Annotated in this window: 14 protein-coding genes; 7 read left to right on the top strand and 7 right to left on the bottom strand. The window is 39.4% G+C overall.

All coding sequences use genetic code 11. The features are described from left to right. Positions 1–60: 60 nt before the first annotated feature. The 4 genes from argH to argC all read right to left on the bottom strand — a co-directional run bounded on the left by argH (position 61) and on the right by argC (position 4,603). Complete coding sequence (gene argH / locus SB028_RS00760) at positions 61–1,443, bottom strand: argininosuccinate lyase (RefSeq protein ID WP_069366818.1); 1,383 nt, start codon at positions 1,441–1,443, stop codon at positions 61–63. Positions 1,444–1,521: 78 nt separating this feature from the next. Next, on the bottom strand, positions 1,522–2,730 hold the full coding sequence (locus SB028_RS00755) for an argininosuccinate synthase (protein ID WP_069366819.1): 1,209 nt from the start codon (positions 2,728–2,730) through the stop codon (positions 1,522–1,524). A gap of 75 nt (positions 2,731–2,805) precedes the next feature. Beyond that, positions 2,806–3,579 carry an acetylglutamate kinase gene (gene argB / locus SB028_RS00750; RefSeq protein WP_069366820.1) on the bottom strand — a complete coding sequence of 258 codons (774 nt, stop codon included), beginning with the start codon at positions 3,577–3,579 and terminating at the stop codon, positions 2,806–2,808. 19 nt (positions 3,580–3,598) lie between these two features. Continuing rightward, positions 3,599–4,603, bottom strand: a complete 1,005-nt coding sequence (gene argC / locus SB028_RS00745; RefSeq protein WP_069366821.1) for an N-acetyl-gamma-glutamyl-phosphate reductase — start codon at positions 4,601–4,603, stop codon at positions 3,599–3,601. Between the two features lie 100 nt (positions 4,604–4,703). On the opposite strand from argC, the gene argE reads away from it, so the two are divergent. Beyond that, positions 4,704–5,867: an acetylornithine deacetylase gene (gene argE, locus SB028_RS00740; protein WP_069366822.1), complete on the top strand. Its 1,164-nt coding sequence runs from the start codon at positions 4,704–4,706 to the stop codon at positions 5,865–5,867. A gap of 99 nt (positions 5,868–5,966) precedes the next feature. On the opposite strand, the gene poxB is transcribed toward argE, so the two are convergent. Then, positions 5,967–7,691 (bottom strand): ubiquinone-dependent pyruvate dehydrogenase, encoded by a 1,725-nt coding sequence (poxB, locus tag SB028_RS00735; protein WP_069366823.1) that lies wholly within the window; start codon positions 7,689–7,691, stop codon positions 5,967–5,969. 564 nt (positions 7,692–8,255) lie between these two features. Here poxB and SB028_RS00730 point away from each other — a divergent pair. Genes SB028_RS00730 through SB028_RS00720 form a run of 3 tightly spaced genes read left to right on the top strand, consistent with a single transcriptional unit; the run spans position 8,256 to position 10,701 of the window. Further along, positions 8,256–9,077, top strand: coding sequence for a DUF3100 domain-containing protein (locus SB028_RS00730; RefSeq protein WP_023583450.1), 822 nt, complete (start codon positions 8,256–8,258; stop codon positions 9,075–9,077). After that, positions 9,074–9,523 carry a hypothetical protein gene (locus SB028_RS00725; RefSeq protein WP_006534124.1) on the top strand — a complete coding sequence of 150 codons (450 nt, stop codon included), beginning with the start codon at positions 9,074–9,076 and terminating at the stop codon, positions 9,521–9,523. Before SB028_RS00730 ends, SB028_RS00725 begins: the two co-directional genes overlap by 4 nt. Continuing rightward, the gene (locus SB028_RS00720) at positions 9,523–10,701 is read left to right on the top strand and encodes a M20 metallopeptidase family protein (RefSeq protein ID WP_069366824.1); all 1,179 of its coding nucleotides are present in this window, start codon (positions 9,523–9,525) and stop codon (positions 10,699–10,701) included. The genes SB028_RS00725 and SB028_RS00720 overlap by 1 nt, the downstream gene beginning before the upstream one ends. A gap of 65 nt (positions 10,702–10,766) precedes the next feature. Here the strand turns inward: SB028_RS00720 and SB028_RS00715 are convergent, their stop codons facing one another. Continuing rightward, on the bottom strand, positions 10,767–11,780 hold the full coding sequence (locus tag SB028_RS00715) for a LysR substrate-binding domain-containing protein (RefSeq protein WP_069366825.1): 1,014 nt from the start codon (positions 11,778–11,780) through the stop codon (positions 10,767–10,769). 706 nt (positions 11,781–12,486) lie between these two features. Between SB028_RS00715 and proP the strand changes: the two genes are divergently transcribed. From proP to SB028_RS00700, 3 genes are read left to right on the top strand one after another with little or no spacing between them, the layout of a single operon-like run. Beyond that, on the top strand, positions 12,487–13,989 hold the full coding sequence (gene proP / locus SB028_RS00710; RefSeq protein WP_069366826.1) for a glycine betaine/L-proline transporter ProP: 1,503 nt from the start codon (positions 12,487–12,489) through the stop codon (positions 13,987–13,989). A 10-nt stretch (positions 13,990–13,999) separates the two neighbouring features. Next, positions 14,000–15,430: a deoxyribodipyrimidine photo-lyase gene (phrB, locus tag SB028_RS00705; protein WP_069366827.1), complete on the top strand. Its 1,431-nt coding sequence runs from the start codon at positions 14,000–14,002 to the stop codon at positions 15,428–15,430. A gap of 38 nt (positions 15,431–15,468) precedes the next feature. Then, positions 15,469–16,446 (top strand): glycosyltransferase, encoded by a 978-nt coding sequence (locus SB028_RS00700; RefSeq protein WP_069366828.1) that lies wholly within the window; start codon positions 15,469–15,471, stop codon positions 16,444–16,446. A gap of 59 nt (positions 16,447–16,505) precedes the next feature. Here SB028_RS00700 and ppc read toward each other — a convergent pair whose 3' ends face one another. Next, positions 16,506–19,142, bottom strand: coding sequence for a phosphoenolpyruvate carboxylase (gene ppc / locus SB028_RS00695; protein ID WP_069366829.1), 2,637 nt, complete (start codon positions 19,140–19,142; stop codon positions 16,506–16,508). Positions 19,143–19,167 lie beyond the last annotated feature (25 nt).

Genomic DNA, 19,167 nt, shown 5'->3' with positions numbered 1-19,167 from the left:
GAGTGATATTCACCCTGTTCTTTTTGAATAACAGTAAGTTGTCTTAGATAAATGCTTTTCTTATTTATTCATATTTAAAGCATCTTTGGCTTTGACTATCGCATAAGCAACCTGTTTTTGCGAAACACCCCCTTTTGCAAGGCGTTTATCTAAACAAGATTGAAGCGATAGAATATCGTACACATCAATCATAATTTTACTGTTAAACATCTGTAATTCAGAAAGCGGGAGTTCTTCAATTGCTTTACCTTGCTCAATCGCGCAAACAACCACTTCCCCCACAATATGGTGAGCTTCACGAAATGGTACACCTTTAGCAACCAGATAATCGGCAAGCTCAGTGGCATTCGCATAACCTTGTTTCGCAGCTTCTTCACAACGAGGGCGACGAATTTGGATCCCATCAAGAACAAGCGTTGCCATATGTAAACAATCAGACCATGTATCGATAGCGTCAAACAGCCCTTCTTTATCTTCTTGCATATCTTTATTGTAAGCGAGAGGCAGGCCTTTTAAGGTCATCATCATGCCCGTTAATGCACCTTGTACTCGCCCACACTTCCCACGGATAAGTTCCAGTGCATCTGGGTTTTTCTTTTGTGGCATTAATGAAGAACCAGAAGTCACTTTGTCTGATAATTCAATAAAACCCGCTTCGCCACTGTTAAAGAAAATAAGATCTTCTGCAAAACGAGATAAATGCACCATACCAATAGCTGCCGAGGATAATAGTTCTAAGACATGATCGCGATCGGATACACTATCTAAACTATTATTGGTTGCACTCGCAAAACCTAACCATTCCGCTAATTGTTCACGATCGATATCGTAAGCTGTTCCCGCTAAAGCCCCACTGCCTAATGGACTGACATCTATACGTTTTAATGCATCAGCTAGGCGACTTTCGTCTCTGGCTAACATTTCATTGTATGCTAAACACCAATGCGCAAAGGTAACGGGTTGAGCACGCTGTAAATGAGTGTAACCTGGCATCACCGCATTTTGATTTTGTTCTGCCGTGATAACTAAGGCTTTTTGTAGCTCAACAATGGCTTGGCGAAGGTGAATCACTTCTTCTTTACACCATAATTTTAAGTCTGTTGCGACCTGATCATTACGGCTACGACCCGTATGTAATTTTTTACCTAAATCACCCACTTTGGCAATAAGCTTACTTTCAACCCAGCTATGAATATCTTCTGCATCACTTTGCAAAATAGACTGTGGATTTGCTATCACTTCTTCTGATAATTCATTTAACGCTTGCTCAAGTTGAGCTTGTTCATCTTGCGACAATACGCCAACGGTGACTAACGCTTTAGACCAAGCTACTGAGCCAAAGATATCCTGTTGTGCCAGTCGAAAATCAAACCGCAGTGAATCATTGAATTGTTTAAACCGTTGATCAGCTTCCTGACTAAAACGTCCACCCCAGAGTGCCATAATCGCTTCCTGTATTGATTCTGTGTAATAAAAAAGAGTGAGAGTGATGCCCTATGAACACCACTCTATTGCCTTATGTTATTTCTTGCTTAGCGCACGAATACGTGATGGCAGAGAATATAAACGAATAAATCCTTCAGCATGGCTGTGGTCGTAAACTTCATCCTCACCAAAGGTCGCAAATTCTTCAGAATACAGACTGTTATCTGATTTCTTCTGGATAGCATTCACATGACCTTTATAAAGTTCTAAAACCACTTCGCCATTCACATCCTTTGCCAGTGATTCTGCAGCTGCTTGTAGTGAAGCACGAATTGGCGTAAACCAACGTCCATCATAAGCGACATAAGACATCTCTAAGCCTAATTGCTGACGCCATTTAAAGGCATCTCTATCAAGCACCAGTTGCTCAACACCACGCAGAGCCGCCATCATGATAGTGCCCCCTGGGGTTTCATAGCAGCCACGAGATTTCATTCCCACTAAACGGTTTTCAACAATATCAATACGTCCGATACCATGCTTAACACCTAATGTATTTAATGTGTCTAAACATTCAAAAGGTGATTGTGTTTTACCATTTACCGCAACAACTTCACCGGCTTTTACTGTAACCGTCACTAATTCTGGTGTTTCTGGTGCTTTCTTAGGATCAACGGTCCACGCCCAGCAATCTTCATTTGAGGCATTCCATGGGCTCTCTAATACGCCACCTTCTGTTGAGATATGCCATGCATTTTCATCACGGCTATAAATTTTCTCTAGCGTTGCTGTTGTTGGGATATTACGGACTTTTAGATAATCCAACAGTGCTTCACGAGAACGTAAATCCCACTCTCTCCATGGTGCAACCACTTTCAGTTGTGGGGCAAGTGCCGCATAAGTACTTTCAAAACGAACCTGATCGTTTCCTTTACCTGTTGCGCCATGAGCAACCGCATCAGCACCTAATTTTAACGCGAGTTCAACTTGTGCTTTCGCGATAACAGGACGTGCCATTGACGTGCCTAATAAGTAGCTACCTTCATATAACGCGCCTGTTTTTAATACTGGGTAAACATAGTCTTTAATAAACTCTTCACGTAAATCAACGATATGACACTCGGAAGCCCCTGATACTAATGCCTTTTGTTCCACACCCACTAAGTCATCACGGCTTTGACCAACGTCAGCAACAAAAGCAACAACTTCACAGTTATCATAATGTTCTTTTAGCCAAGGGATGATTGCCGAAGTATCCAATCCACCAGAATATGCCAATACGATTTTCTTAATACCTTTAGTCATAGTGATAACCTTCAATTCCCAATTTGTTTAAATTCTGCCAACTATCAAATAGCGATAAGATGTCTAGCGTTATTGTTAAGCTAAAATACGAGTGCCTACTGCAACACCATTAAATAATGTCGTCAGCTTTTCAGCATGGCGCCAACTTGCGATTTCAACAGGTCTTCCTAACGTTTTAGCCGCTTCCAATGCCGCATTGACTTTCACTATCATGCCGTCAGTAATAATCCCTTGATCGATTAATATCTGTGCTTTCTCAGCTGACATCTCGGCAATCTTCTGACCTTTACCATCTAAAATGCCACTGACATCGGAAAGCAGGACTAAATCAGCGCCTAATGTTTCAGCAATAGCGGTTGCTGCTTGGTCAGCATTCACATTCATCAGCTCACCTTTTTCAGTCATACCGATAGAACTGATAATAGGCAGATAGCCCGCTCCCAATAATAAATTGAGTAAATCAGGAGAGCCGGGATTTGCATTTCCTACATGACCTAACTCTTCATTGATTTGTGTGACGTTCGTTAATTGTCCATCACCTAAAGAAAGCCCCACACCATTAAGCCCAAACTTGGTTGCCCACGATAACAAGGTTTTATTGGCACTTCCGGCAAGTGCCCCTGTAATGATGTCTATCTGATCAGCAGGTGTGACACGAAGCCCCTGCTTTTTCACCACAGGCAATTGCAATTTTCCCATCAACTCATCCACTAAACAGCCGCCACCATGTACGATGACTAAAGGACGAGAATGCGTTGAGCGATACTGTTGTAATGCAGTGAAAAATCGAGTTAACGCTTCTTCATTATCAAGGAGCACGCCACCCAGTTTGATAATTAATGGTTCCATGAAACTTCCCTACTCATTATTAAATAAGTGATTCGGTTTCAGCGAAACCAAACCGAATATTCATACATTGCACTGCTTGTGCAGCAGCCCCTTTCAACAAGTTATCTTCAACACCAACCACAATCAGATGTTCACCTTGTTGAGCAAATCCGATATCACAGAATGCAGTTCCTACCACGGCTTTTAATGCAGGCAACCCTTTTTCATAAACACGCACTAAGGGTTTATCTTGATAAGCATCATCAAAGGCTTGTCTTACATCCTCTTGTGTCACACCTGCTTGTAACTTACAGGTGATAGTGGCTAAGATCCCTCTAGCAAAATTGCCTAAATGAGGTGTAAAAATCACATCAATACCCAGATGGGTGGCAATTTCAGGTTGATGACGATGAGTAAACACACCATACGGTTGCAAACTCACCTCACAAAAGCTGCTAGTTAAAGAGGCTTTTCTACCTGCGCCACTCACACCGCTAGTTGCATTAATAACGGGCCACTGTGCTGTATCTAAAAGTCCTGCTTCTACTAAAGGTTTTAGTGACAACTGAGAGACGGTTGGATAACAACCCGGCACTGCAATTAATTGCGCCTGACTAATAATGTCAGCATTCCATTCAGCCAACCCATAAACTGCCCGTGATAACCAATCAGTATTCTTATGCTCGAATCCATAGTATTGTTGATAAAAATGCTTGTTTTGTACTCGATAGGCACCAGACAAATCGAATACCACACAACCTTGCTCTAAAAAGACAGGAGCAATGTCATGGCTGACTTCATGTGCTGTTGCTAAAAAAACGATATCCATATTTTCAGCCGCTTTAACGACATCAACCATCGGTTCGAGTGGAAGATCGACTAAACCACGATATTGTGGATGAAGTTCAGAAAAGCACTTTCCTGCATCTGCACTTTGAGCTGATACCATCAGTCTGCTCAAATTCACATGAGGATGCTGCTGAAGATAGGCGGCTAATTCAGCGCCAGTGTAACCACTTGCTCCTACTATCAGAGTATTTAACATGTCATTCTTACCTTGTACTATGAACACAAACCGATTAATGTATTTTTATTCAAAAAAAGTGCATGAATATTGATACTATTATGAAGAAAGGCTGTCAACAGTGAATATTAAATTACCTACATTTATTGAGATTTATCGTCAATTAATTGCAACACCCTCTATCAGTGCTACAGACGCTAAAAACGATCAAAGTAATGAAGCGCTGATTAACTTGCTTGCTAATTGGTTGGAAATATTAGGTTTTTCAATTGAAATCCAACCTGTACCTGAAACGCGAGGTAAATTTAACCTTCTGGCAACATTAGGCGCTGGAAAAGGAGGATTATTACTCTGTGGTCACACCGACACAGTACCGTTTGATGAAGGCCGTTGGACACAAGATCCTTTTACACTGACAGAGAAAGAAAATAAGTTATATGGATTAGGTACTGCCGATATGAAAGGCTTTTTTGCCTTTATCCTTGATGCGTTACGGGATATAGATACTAAAACGTTAACTCATCCTCTCTATATTCTCGCCACCGCAGATGAAGAAACCTCGATGGCAGGGGCTCGTTATTTTGCCGCTAATACAGTCATCCGCCCTGATTTTGCCATTATTGGTGAACCCACATCGCTGAAACCTATTCGTGCTCATAAAGGGCATTTATCGAATGCAATACGTATTACAGGACAATCAGGACACTCTAGCGATCCAGAAAAAGGCGTGAATGCGATAGAGCTAATGCATGAGTCTATTACCCATCTTAGTACTCTGCGCGATACGTTAAAAACTCGCTATAACAACCCTGCGTTTGTTATCCCTTATCCAACGATGAACTTTGGTTATATTAATGGCGGTGATGCAGCAAATAGAATTTGTGCTTGCTGTGAATTACATATGGATATCCGCCCACTACCAGGATTAACGTTACAAGACTTGGATGATTTACTGCACGAAACATTAGCCCCCGTCAAAACACGTTGGCCTGATCGCTTAAATATTGAGGCGTTACACGATCCGATCCCGGGTTATGAGTGTCCAACCGATCATAAGATGGTCGCCGTGATCGAAAAACTATTAGGTGAGAAAGCGCAAACGGTGAATTACTGTACTGAAGCGCCGTTTATTCAAGATCTCTGCCCTACCTTAGTGTTAGGCCCAGGTTCTATTGAACAGGCACATCAGCCTGATGAGTTTATTGATATGGCATTTATTGAGCCAACTCGCGAACTCATGGGACAATTAATTGAAAACTTCTGTTTAGCTGAGAACGTGCAATAATAAAGATTGATAGGGTTGGATTGGAGTTACAGAAAGGTGACGCGCTGAATGTCGTCACCCTTTCCTGCAACTTGAAATATGACAAGTATCGTTTAACGATTAACGTAACCAATTTGTTTTAGCGAGTTGAACGACTTCATCGCCTCGACCATTAATAATCGCTTTCATCATATACAGGCTAAAACCTTTTGCTTGTTCAAACTTCACTTCAGGAGGCATTGAAAGCTCTTGTTTTGCGGTTACCACATCCACAATTACAGGGCCATCATGTTCAAAAGCCTCTTTTAGCGCACTATCAAGATCTTCACCTTTTTCAACTCGAATGCCTTTGATACCAGATGCATTAGCAATAGCAGCAAAATCCGGATTATGTAAATCTGTTCCATCCGTTAAATAACCGCCCACTTTCATTTCCATTGCAACAAAGCCTAATACACTGTTATTAAAAATAATCACTTTGACGGGTAAATTCATTTGAGCTAATGAGATAAAATCCCCCATTAGCATAGTAAATCCACCATCACCACACATAGCCACAACTTGACGCTTTCTATCTAACGCTTGAGCACCGATAGCTTGAGCCATCGCATTTGCCATAGAGCCGTGATTAAACGATCCTAATAAACGACGTTTTCCATTCATTCCCACATAACGGGCTGCCCACACTGTTGGCGTACCTACATCACAGGTAAAAATAGCATCATCATTTGCAAGTTCACCTAATCGACGCGCTAAATATTGTGGATGAATAAGTTCACGCTCACTGGGTTGTGCAAGTGCATCCAGATCTTGTCGTGCTTTGGCATAATGTTTTAATGATGCATCAAGATGCGTAGTGTCTGTTTTCTCTTTTAAACGGGGCTGTATTGCATTTAGTGTGGCTTTAACATCGCCAATCATCGCCATATCGACATGACAATGCGAACCAAGACTACTTGGATTAATATCAATTTGAATAATATTAGCTTTTGATGGATAAAATGCACGATAAGGGAATTGCGTACCTAATAACACTAACGTATCCGCATTTTCCATCGCGTGATAACCGGATGAAAATCCAATTAACCCTGTCATGCCTACACTGTAGGGATTTTCCCATTCGATGTGCTCTTTCCCACGTAATGCGAACACGATAGGAGCTTTTAATGTTTGGGCAAGTTTAATCACTTCGTCGCGAGCTTGGGCACATCCAGCACCGCACATTAAAGTGATATTTTTTCCATTATTCAAGGCATCAGATAATTTTTCGATTTCGAAACGATTTGGCATGATGAGGGGATATTGCAACGGATACCAGTTTTCATGCGCATCTTCTGGAGCAGGTTTTAGTGCAATATCTCCAGGTAAAACAACGACTGCGACCCCCTTTTTCAAAATAGCGGTTCGCATTGCAATGGCAAGCACTTGAGGGATCTGCTCTGGATTTGAAACGAGCTCACAGTAATGGCTACATTCGCGAAAAAGTTCTTGGGGATGTGTTTCTTGAAAATAATTGCTACCAATTTCAGCCGAAGGAATATGAGCGGCAATCGCTAATACAGGAACATGGTTACGGTGGCAATCGAAAAGCCCATTAATTAAGTGTAAGTTACCTGGTCCACAAGAGCCTGCACAAACGGCTAATTCACCATTGATAGCGGCTTCTGCTCCAGCGGCAAAAGCGGCGACTTCTTCATGGCGAGTGCCCATCCATTCAATAGAGCCCATTTTACGCAAGCTATCACTTAATCCATTTAATGAATCACCTGTCACCCCCCAAATACGTTTCACACCTGCATTGTGGAGCACTTTAGCAATATACGTTGCAACTGTTTGCTTACTCATGTGACGCCTTTCCTTTTTATTTTAGTGGGTAATCTCTCTACATGCTGCCCCTAACATAACAACCGACTCTTTTATCACATCATATAGAGAATACCGTGTTATTAACTCAAATATAAAGAATAACATCTCTTGATTGATTGTCACGGTAGATAGGTCAATTAATAAAGGAAATTAACGATAAAAAATAATACTATTGATAAATATACTAATCGCTTTTATGACTCATTTCGCATTAAATAAGAATCTCTCTCATTTATATTGTATTAAAATTATCAAGTACTAGACAAAATAAACTTATAGGATTATTTTAATAATTAAACTAATTTTTAATTGCTTTTTTTCTATTATCATTTTATTTAACAATATAGCTGACACATTTCAGCCTTACCCTCTGTCTTTTCTCAATAATTTCACTTAACTCAAATTGTTAATAAATATATTACTATTATTTTATTTCATGCCCCATGAAAAAGAGGTATGAAATAAACATGACATTGGTCACGCTACCTTTTGCTTTTTGTCCTCTAGAATAAACCCTGATTATTTTTCAACGGAGATTAACGGATGGACAAAAGTAGAAGTCCGATAAAGGTTTTCTTTATTAGTATTCTGGCAGTCCTTTTCTTAATTTTTATTTCACAATATGTCATTGGTAAAAAAGAAATTAAGATTGGCATTGCAGTAATACCTATTTTGCCAATGCTATTTGCTGTCATTATTGGTATGTGTATATCTGCTGGATTTACCCGTAAAAAAATTAAAGTATGGGGTAAATTATTCACAGAAAAAGAAGAAGGCTTCTGCGGTAAAATGGTAGGTTTCAGCCTACTTATTTTAGGTACGCAATATGCAGGAATGATTGTTCCTAATATTAAAATGATTTTAAGTGTCGGTATTCCTTTATTTGTTCAGGAACTCGGTAACTTATTACCAGTATTAATTGCAGTTCCATTAGCAATTAAATTTGGATTTGGTCGTCGTGCAATTGGTGCTTGTTCATCTATTAGCCGTGAACCTTCTATTGCTGTTATTCAAGGTAAATTTGGTACAGGCTCTCAAGAATATATTGGTGTATTAGCCATTTATTTATGTGGTTCGGTTATCGGTACTTTATGGTTTAGCGTATTAGGTAGTATTGCTCCATTAACTGGATTACATCCACTGGCTCTTGCAGCAGGCTCTGGCGTGGGTTCTGGTTCAATGTTAAGTGCTGCATCAGGTGCATTAATTAATGGTCTTGATGAAGCATTAGCACAGCAAGTATTAAGTGTTGCCGCTGCATCTAACTTATTATCTTCAGCATTAGGCGCACTGTCATTAACCTATTTAGGTTTACCTCTTTCAGAAAAAATTTATAAAATTTTCACCAGAGGCAAAACTGCATGAAAAATATAATTATAGATATGAAGTTTGTATTCGTTGCTATTTTACTGGCAATGTTTACTCAGACGTTAACATCAGGGATCGCTCTTTATGCAATGTGGGATAGCTTTATTGCTATGTCATTAGTGGTATTTATTTCACTCGTTGCAAAACATTATTTACCTTCATCTTTACCAACATTTGCTTATGCAACAATTATCGGGATCCTTATTTGTTTACCCGAAACGCCGGTAAGAGATTTCTTTATTAGTTCTATTGGTAAAGTTTCTTTCTTATCTTGTTGTGTTCCTTTATTAGCATTTGCTGGTTTATCTGTTGGTGGTCAATTAGAAGAACTTAAGAAAATGTCATGGAAAGTTATTCTTATTTTCATGATTGTTTCAACTTGTTGTTTCTTTGGCGCATCAATCGTCGCGCAAATTGGATTTACTATCCAGGGAGTTATCTAATGAATAATATTTATAATGTCAGTGAAAAACTCTTTCAATTAAATGAATTTAGTAAAAAAACACGACAAGACCTGCATAAAATACCTGAGCTATCAGGTGAAGAATATAAAACTTCTCAATACTGTCGTGAATTAATGGAGAGTTTTGGTTATCAAATTAAAACTTTTGATGGGTATACTGGTTTCACCGCAGACTTAATTGTTAATGCTGAATTTCCATTAATTGCTATCCGTGCTGATATGGACGGATTAGAAATGCCAGACTTGACGAATAATGAACATAGCTCAATACACCCGGGTTGTGCGCATAACTGTGGTCACGATACGCATATGACCATGGCATTAACCAGTGCTAAATATCTTGCCGAGAATAGAGAAGAGATGAGCGCGAACGTTCGTTTTATTTTCCAAATGGCTGAAGAAGATATGCGTGTCCCTGGCGCTGAAAAAATGGTTGAACTCGGTTGCATGGAAGGCGTTGACGAAACTTACGCTCTTCATAATGATGCTGCGATTGAAACAGGTTGTGTTCGCTTTAATGATGGCGTGATGTCATCTTATGGTTCAGCATGGACATTAGATGTTTATGGTGTTTCTGCGCATGGTTCAACACCACACAAAGGGTTAGATGCCATTCGTGAAGCAACTCGCTTAATTGATTATATGGATTATGTTGTTGCGAAAAAGACAGATCCATTTAGCCCAGCAGTCTTTGGTTGTGGCATGATCAATGGGGGAACAATCCCTAATGCATTAGCTGATCACGTACAAGCCCGCGGTACTATCCGTTCTATGGATGAAAATACCGACCAAGTATTGAAAGCCAGTTTTGATGAAATCGTTGCACGTAGTACAGCGGGTGGATTTAAAACCACATTAAGCTATAGCGGATACCCTGCAGTTGTAAATCACCCAACTGCTCATCAGCGTTTATTAGATGCAATGCGTAAGTTCTTACCAGAAGAGAATATTGAATCGAATGGTAAGCCAATGACAGGCAGTGAAGACTTTAGTTATATGGTTAACGCCACAAAAGGTAAAGTCGGTGCAATGTTCTTTTTAGGAAGTGGTAATCAAGCAAAAGGTATTAATAATTACCTTCACGCAAATCCTTATTTTGTCGATGATGATTGTTTACTCGTCGGAGCTCAGATTTTTGTTAATATTCTGACTCGCTAATCGCTTATTATTCTGCCCTAAGCCCGTTATTGCCCCCGCAAAAACGGGCTTTTTTATTCTGACATCTATTCTGCAACGCTATTATTCACATTTACTGAACGTAAATCCGGTAATCCTTGATATACCTCTTTACTGTGCCATTGGGTCTCCCACTGCTCAGGCATCTGAATAATATTTTTATCAATATGTGGCGCATAGAGAGAAATAAATTCATGCATATAATCTTTCATATGAGTATGTTTACTGACACAGATATGGGTATAACTCGGTTGTACTAAATGATCGATATTAATACATTTTAATGTGTCACCATCTTCAGCCGCATCATAAGAGGCTGTCGCAATAACACCGATGCCTAAATGTCGCTTCACATAGTATTTAATAATTTCTGTATCCGTCGCTGTTAGCGCCACCTTCGGCTTAAGATTATTTTTATAAAATACCTTGTCTAATTTTGATCCTCTGGTAAAACCGAAAACATAAGTAATCAATGGATACTCAGCCATTTGCTCGATGGTAACCTGCTCTTCGTCCTTCAATAAAGCAAGAGGATGGTCATAAGGAACCAATAAACTACGAGTCCAGCGGTAACAAGGCAGTGTAATTAGGTCTTCATAAAGGTGCATCGATTCTGTTGCGATAGCAAAATCCACATCACCATTTTTAACCATTTCCGCCAATTGAGCCGGTGCACCTTGGTGAAAATGTAGCGCAATATTAGGGTAATAGCGACGAAAGTGATCAATCACATTTGGCAATGAATAACGTATTTGTGTATGTGTTGTCGCAATATGTAAATCGACTTTTTTATTACGATCTTCTTCAGCCACAATACTTTTGATTCGGTCAACTTGCCCAAGGATATCACAAGCAATCTTATGGACTTCTTTACCCATCGGGCTTAGTGCTAATAAATTATTATTTTTACGCACAAACAGCGACACACTTAATTCATCTTCTAATATTTTTAGTTGCTTACTAATTGTCGGTTGTGAAGTGTAGAGTTTTTCAGCCGCATTAGTAATGTTGAAATTATTTTTCACGACTTCAACAAAGCTTTTCAGTTGATTAATGTTCATAGAGGTACCTGGGTTAATCTGCACAAATGCGCGGTTAATTATTAGTTTTATAAATTTTTATTCTAAATATGGGTCACAAATAAATTATCTTTAATATCTCGGTTGTGATACCCCGTCATACTGCTTTGATATAATCTTAATAAGAATAGCGATATCTATTCTATTATCCACATTTTCATCTTGACTCATCGAAAGAATAATAAAGTAAAATAAAGGGTTAATATTTTTATTTAACTATCGCCCTTTATATTATGCATAATGCTCATACAAATGCGTTAGCCTGAATCAAAAAAAGACAGAAATGACATAACATAATGTTATTAAAGTATAAAGTTAGCTTTTTTCTTTACTATTCATTATGAGAATTAAAAGCCCCCCTAAGTTAAATTTCTAATCGCTAACGCCATGGATTTTACACAAAAGCAGAATTACGTTATGATATTGATCACATTTTAATACATAGAGGCTCTGTTTTGTTATATCAAAACAACAACGAAAACTTTCTTATATCTTATTCAATCTCATCTATACTAAATAAATATTCTCTTATCTATTAGCTTAATACCACTATTTAAATTTAGTAGAAGTAAGCTGTTTTTTAGTGAATTTTTATTACTCACTCTTCTCGCTAACAAATAGTCACTTCATTTCTTTTCATTAATTGATAAACAAAAAATCACAAATACCTTTATAAAGGTCACTTAATATGAAAATGAAGAAAAAAAGAAACAAACCTCTACAAATCAATGATATAACTATTATTGATGATAGTAAGCTTAAGAAAGCCATTACTGCGGCAGCGTTAGGTAATGCCATGGAATGGTTTGACTTTGGTGTCTACGGCTTCCTTGCGTATGTCTTAGGTCAAGTCTTCTTCCCTGGTGCATCGCCGGGTGTGCAGATGATTGCCGCACTCGCGACATTCTCAGTTCCATTCCTTGTAAGACCTTTAGGGGGTGTTGTATTTGGGATGTTAGGGGATAAATTTGGTCGTCAGAAAGTGTTATCTGTCACCATCATTATTATGGCACTGAGTACGTTTGCCATTGGTCTTATTCCTGCTTATGAAACGATTGGGATCTGGGCTCCTGTTTTATTATTACTGGCTAAATTAGCACAAGGTTTCTCCATTGGGGGTGAATATTCTGGCGCGGCAATTTTTGTTGCGGAATACTCACCAGACCGCAAACGCGGATTTATGGGAAGCTGGTTAGACTTTGGTTCTATTGCTGGTTTCGTTATGGGTGCAGGTGTTGTTGTACTTATCTCTACTATCCTTGGAGAAACCGCATTTCATGAGTGGGGATGGCGTATTCCGTTCTTCTTGGCATTACCATTAGGTCTTATTGGCTTATATTTACGTCACGCTTTAGAAGAAACCCCTGCATTCCAACAACATGTTGATGAAATGAACAGCGATGATCGTAAATCTATCGAAAATCCACCGCGTGTTTCATTACGTGAAATTGCATCAAAATATTGGAAAAGTTTAACCGTCTGTGTAGGTTTAGTGATTGCGACTAATGTGACCTACTACATGTTATTGACGTATATGCCGAGTTATTTATCACATAACTTAAATTATTCGGCAGATCACGGTGTACTGATCATCATCGCGATTATGATCGGGATGCTATTTGTACAACCAGTCATTGGTCTACTGAGTGACAAAATTGGTCGCAAGCCATTTGTTATCGGCGGTAGTATTGGGTTGTTTGTTCTTGCTTACCCTGCGTTTATGATGATTAACAGCGATGAAATCGGCTTAATTTTCTTAGGATTATTAATCTTAGCGATTTTACTCAACTGTTTTACTGGGGTAATGGCATCGATTTTACCCGCTATTTTCCCAACCCATATTCGCTATAGTGCATTAGCAATCGCATTTAATATTTCCGTATTAATTGCAGGGGCAACACCTACAGCGGCGGCTTGGTTAGTTGAAGCAACCGGTAATTTATATATGCCAGCTTATTATTTGATGATTGTCGCTGTTGTCGGTTTGATAACTGGTATCAAGATGATCGAAACCGCAAATAAACCTTTACGAGGTGCAACACCAGCAGCATCAGATAGATCAGAGGCGAAAGAAATTTTATCTGAGCATTATGATAGTATTGAACACCGTGTTGAAGATATCGAAGCGGAAATTGAAGCATTGCAGAAAAAACGCCAAGCCCTGATCGATCAACATCCTAAATTAGATTAAGAGAGGTTACATGCACCCGTCTTCTGTTCATTTAGTTTGGTTTCGTAATGATTTAAGAGTAACCGATAACAAGGCGCTCTTTCACGCTTGCCAAGATAAACACGCACAGGTGCATGCTATTTTCACCGTAACGCCTGAACAATGGAAAGCCCACAATATGGCTTTATCATATCAGGCGTTCATTCATAATACTTTGCTGGATCTTTCAACATCACTAGCAAAACTCAATATTCCACTCACAGTCGTGATTAGCGATACTTATTCAACTGCAGCCGATAAAGTGGCTGAGTATTGCCAACAACATCAAGTCACTGCGCTTTTCTTCAATCACCAATATGCTCTTAATGAACAACGCCGTGATAAAAAAGTCATTGAGCGACTCAAGAATAAAACAACCATTTATGCTTATCATGACAATGTGTTTATTCCACCGGGTAATGTAGTCACTCAACAAGGTGAAATGTATAAGGTTTTTACTCCCTTTAGAAATGCATTTTTACGATGCTTTCTTTCACAAGATAACGCTTCATTACCTATCCCAGAGATCAGGACGCATCAAAAAGCGGTATCACCTTTAAAAGCACCGCTATTCTCACTTGAAAATACACGATCACCATCCGTTATCTCTACGGAAGAAGAGGCTCTTAAACGCTTAAAACAGTTCTGTTATGAAAGCGTCTCACATTATGCAAGATGGCGAGATATTCCCTCAATTGATGGCACAAGTCGATTATCCCCTTATCTTTCAATTGGATTACTGTCTATTCGTCAATGTTTTAATCGCCTTTATCAAACGGAACCTGATTTCTTAGAAAACAACACATCAGGCGCATTTGTTTGGTTTAATGAACTTATTTGGAGAGAATTTTACCAACACTTAATTGTGGCAAATCCCAATTTATGCAAACACATTGCCTTTCAGCTTTGGACAGAACAAATCAAGTGGCGTAACAATCAAGATGAGTTTAATGCTTGGACGCAAGGTTCAACGGGTTTCCCAATTATTGATGCTGCGATGCGACAGCTTAACCAAACAGGTTGGATGCATAACCGCTTACGTATGCTCACGGCGAGCTTTCTTATCAAAGACTTGTTAATTGATTGGCGTTGGGGTGAGCGTTATTTTATGTCACAACTCATTGATGGCGATTTCATCTCAAATAACGGGGGTTGGCAATGGGCTGCATCAACAGGAACTGATGCCGTACCTTATTTTCGCATTTTTAATCCTACCACCCAAGGCCGTAAGTTCGATCCTGATGGTGAATTTATCCGACGTTGGCTTCCTGAACTTGCCAATGTGCCAAATCGATATATTCACACGCCTCATGAATGGGCGGCGAAAACCCATAATTCTATCGATTATCCATTACCAATAGTGGATCACGCTAAAGCACGGGTAAGAGCTATTGAGTCTTATGAAGAGGCAAAAAAAAGGTAGAATAGCGTCACACTGCTTATCAAAATGAGTTCAATATTGTGAAAACACCGATAATCTCTGTTATTGTGCCGATGTTTAATGAAGCCTCTCGTATCACGAGATTATTGGATAGCTTAATTACTCAAACTTTTACTGAATTTGAAGTCATTATTATTAATGATGGTTCAACGGATAATAGTGTTGAAATCGCAACCCCTTATTGTGAAAAAGATGCTCGCTTTAAACTCTATCATCAAACCAATAAAGGATTATCCAGTGCACGAAATTACGGATTACAAAATGCTAATGGGGAATGGATAGCCTTTTTTGATAGTGATGATTTTATTAAGCCTGAATTGCTCTCACATTGGTACCAATTAGCGGTTACACAACACGTTGATGTTTTAATTGGTAATGCTGAACGATTCAATCCCAGTGATCTTAAAAAGCACCAAAGACCAATCCATCAACGACAACCTTATCAAAAAGTCATAAAAGGCAGTGAGTGGATTATTCATGCCGTAAACCAACATCAATGGCCACATTTTGTTTGGTTACAGTTAATTCGTCATGATTTAATTAAAAAACATCAATTACGCTTTATTGATGGTCTTTATCATGAAGATATTTTGTGGACAACCCAACTGGCACTTGTCGCAGAAAGAATGGGATTTGATAATCAAACTCTCTATTATTATTGTGCTAATCCTGACTCTATTACACGAAAACTCAATCCACAAAAAGAAGCAAAACGAACACAAAGTTATATGCAGATAGTCCTACAATTGCTAAAAATTGCAGATAAACAACACGATCCCTTATTAGCAAAAGCACTTCGCCAACAAGCACTGCGTGAATTAGGCAGTTTCTTTATTCTCTTTCGTAAACACTGCGATGCAAAACATCAAAAATTAATTGCACAACAATTTCGTACCCACTCATTTTTTTCCGCACTCAATAAAGGTGTGAATAATTGGCATCAACGCTGGTTTATTTGTCGTGTGTATTACCTTCTGTTTATCGCCACATTGAAATAAATAAGCATAAAAAAACAGCGCTGTTGTTAAGCGCTGTTTTTATATCTAAATACTGATGACTAGCCTGTATTACGCATACCAGCAGCAATACCTGCAATAGTGACCATTAGCGCTTGTTCAATTCGAGGATCTGACTCGCTATGTGTACGAGAACGTTGTAACAACTCAGCCTGAAGTACGTTTAATGGATCGGTATATACATTACGTAGTGCAATAGATTCAGCAACCCATGGTAAATCCGCCATTAAGTGTTCATCTTTTGAAATTGCCAAGACACTCTTAATATCATCGGAAAGTTGCTGACGTAATTTAGATCCTAATGGCCATAAACGCTCTTCAACTAAACGCTGATCGTAATATTCTGCTAACCATAAATCCGCTTTGGCGTACACCATTTCCAACATCGCAATACGTGTATTAAAGAACGGCCAGTTCTCACACATATCGTCTAATACCGCTTGTTTTCCGCTATCAATTTCATGCTGCAATGCGGCACCCGCGCCCAACCAAGCAGGTAACATTAAACGATTTTGAGTCCATGCGAAGATCCATGGGATAGCACGCAAAGTTTCAACACCACCAGTCGGGCGACGTTTTGCAGGACGTGAACCTAATGGCAGTTTACCTAACTCGCCTTCTGGAGTGGCAGCTCTAAAGTAAGGGACAAAGTCTTCTTGCCCTCGTACATAATCACGATACATTGCACAAGAAACGTCAGATAAGGAATCCATTACCTCAATCCAAGGCGCTTTAGGCTCAGGTGGTGGCAATAAATTTGCTTCTAAGATTGCACCTGCATAGTGAGCAAGGCTACTGATTGTGACTTGTGGTAATCCGAACTTAAAGCGGATCATTTCGCCTTGTTCCGTTACACGCAGCCCCCCTTTTAAACTTCCTGGTGGTTGAGAGAGTAATGCCGCATGTGCTGGCGCGCCACCACGACCAATCGTACCGCCACGCCCATGGAAGAGAGTCAATGTCACACCTGATTTTTCACAGAGTTTAATTAATGCATCTTGTGCACGATATTGCGCCCATGAAGCTGCCATCACACCCGCATCTTTTGCTGAGTCTGAATAACCAATCATCACCATTTGTTTGTCATCAATTAAATCTCGATACCAAGGGATATCAAACAAACGTGTCATCACGCTTTCAGCGTTATTCAAGTCTTCAAGTGTTTCAAATAATGGCGCAACGGGTAAACGAATATTCGCACCGGCTTCTTTGAGTAATAATTTTACGGCTAATACATCAGAAGGTACTTTTGCCATTGAAATCACATAAGAAGCGATGGAATCTTTAGGTGATTGTGCAATAACACGACAAGTCTCAAAAACTTCTTGCGTTGCTGCGCTTGGTTGCCAATTTGTCGGGATCAGTGGACGTTTAGAATTTAATTCTTCAAGTAAGAAAGCTTGTTTTTGCTCTTCAGACCAATTTGCATAATCACCAAGTTCTAAATATTGTGTCAATTCAGAGAGTGCTTCTGTGTGATTGGTACTTTCTTGGCGAATATCGAGCTTAACTAGCTGTAAGCCAAAACAGCGGATACGACGTAATGTATCTAGCAGTTGCCCATTAGCGATAATACGCATACCGCACTGAGTCAGTGATTGATAGCAAGCGTATAGCGGATCCCAAAGTTGTGCATTATCAATTAATAGCCCTTCAGGAGGTAGTGATTGCTGTCCTTTAATGCGTTGTTCTAAATAATCACGGGTCACTTGTAAGCGAGTACGCAATTGTTTAGCTATTTCACGATATGGCTCTGCAACTTCAGATCCCCCTGCTAATTCACGCAGTTCAGGGGTACTTTCTGTCATTGAAAGCTCTGAAACAAGAACCTGAATATCATTTAAAAATAAATCGGCGGCTTTCCAACGACTTAATAGTAAAGCATGGCGTGTGATTTCAGCGGTCACATTTGGGTTGCCATCGCGATCGCCGCCCATCCATGAAGTAAAACGAATTGGAGAAGCTTCTACAGGTAAGTTGTAATCAATGGATTCTTTAAGTTGCTCATTAAATTCACGTAAAAAAGCAGGAACACCTTCCCATAAGCTATTTTCAACAACCGCAAAGCCCCATTTTGCTTCATCAATAGGTGTTGGGCGAATTTTTCTAATTTCATCAGTATGCCATGATTGAGCAACTAGCTGGCGCAGACGGCGCATAATATTAGTGCGCTCATAATCCGCTAAATCATCATGATCGAGTTGAGATAAACAGGTATTAACTTCAACTAGCTTATGAATAAGTGTACGACGAGCAATTTCGGTTGGGTGTGCCGTTAATACCAACTCAATAGAGATTTGCTCTACCGCCTCTTTTAATTGTTCATCGGTAAAATTCTTATCTTTTAGCCGAGTGATCAGTTTTGCCAATGCAACAGGATTGCTAGCCGCTTCGCCGTGAGGCGAAATACTATGGTATTGCTCTGCCACATTCGTCAGGTTTAAGAATTGATTGAATGCTCTAGCAACAGGCAATAATTCATCATTAGAGAGATTTTGTAACGTCAACAACAATTTTTGTCGCTGAACTTCATTACCTGCTCGTGACGATTTAGATAATTTTCGAATAGATTCAACCTTATCTAAGATTTCTTCACCGAGTGCTTCTTTTATCGTATCTCCAAGTAGCTTGCCAAGCATACTGACATTACTACGCATAGCCGAATATTGTTGATTCATAAGACTCCTGACCTTGTCTTTGTGG

It is taken from the genome of Proteus vulgaris (assembly GCF_033708015.1).
Classification (GTDB): domain Bacteria; phylum Pseudomonadota; class Gammaproteobacteria; order Enterobacterales; family Enterobacteriaceae; genus Proteus.
Note: the sequence above shows the minus strand (reverse complement) of the source record. Positions and strands in the feature narration are given on the sequence as shown.

Excerpts from the sequence above, each read along its gene's own strand:
- proP (WP_069366826.1), top strand. The coding sequence starts at position 12,487 with ATGAAAATGAAGAAAAAAAGAAACAAACCTCTACAAATCAATGATATA.
- argH (WP_069366818.1), bottom strand. The coding sequence starts at position 1,443 with ATGGCACTCTGGGGTGGACGTTTTAGTCAGGAAGCTGATCAACGGTTT.
- SB028_RS00730 (WP_023583450.1), top strand. The coding sequence starts at position 8,256 with ATGGACAAAAGTAGAAGTCCGATAAAGGTTTTCTTTATTAGTATTCTG.
- SB028_RS00755 (WP_069366819.1), bottom strand. The coding sequence starts at position 2,730 with ATGACTAAAGGTATTAAGAAAATCGTATTGGCATATTCTGGTGGATTG.
- SB028_RS00725 (WP_006534124.1), top strand. The coding sequence starts at position 9,074 with ATGAAAAATATAATTATAGATATGAAGTTTGTATTCGTTGCTATTTTA.
- poxB (WP_069366823.1), bottom strand. The coding sequence starts at position 7,691 with ATGAGTAAGCAAACAGTTGCAACGTATATTGCTAAAGTGCTCCACAAT.
- SB028_RS00720 (WP_069366824.1), top strand. The coding sequence starts at position 9,523 with ATGAATAATATTTATAATGTCAGTGAAAAACTCTTTCAATTAAATGAA.
- argB (WP_069366820.1), bottom strand. The coding sequence starts at position 3,579 with ATGGAACCATTAATTATCAAACTGGGTGGCGTGCTCCTTGATAATGAA.
- argC (WP_069366821.1), bottom strand. The coding sequence starts at position 4,603 with ATGTTAAATACTCTGATAGTAGGAGCAAGTGGTTACACTGGCGCTGAA.
- ppc (WP_069366829.1), bottom strand. The coding sequence starts at position 19,142 with ATGAATCAACAATATTCGGCTATGCGTAGTAATGTCAGTATGCTTGGC.
- phrB (WP_069366827.1), top strand. The coding sequence starts at position 14,000 with ATGCACCCGTCTTCTGTTCATTTAGTTTGGTTTCGTAATGATTTAAGA.
- SB028_RS00715 (WP_069366825.1), bottom strand. The coding sequence starts at position 11,780 with ATGAACATTAATCAACTGAAAAGCTTTGTTGAAGTCGTGAAAAATAAT.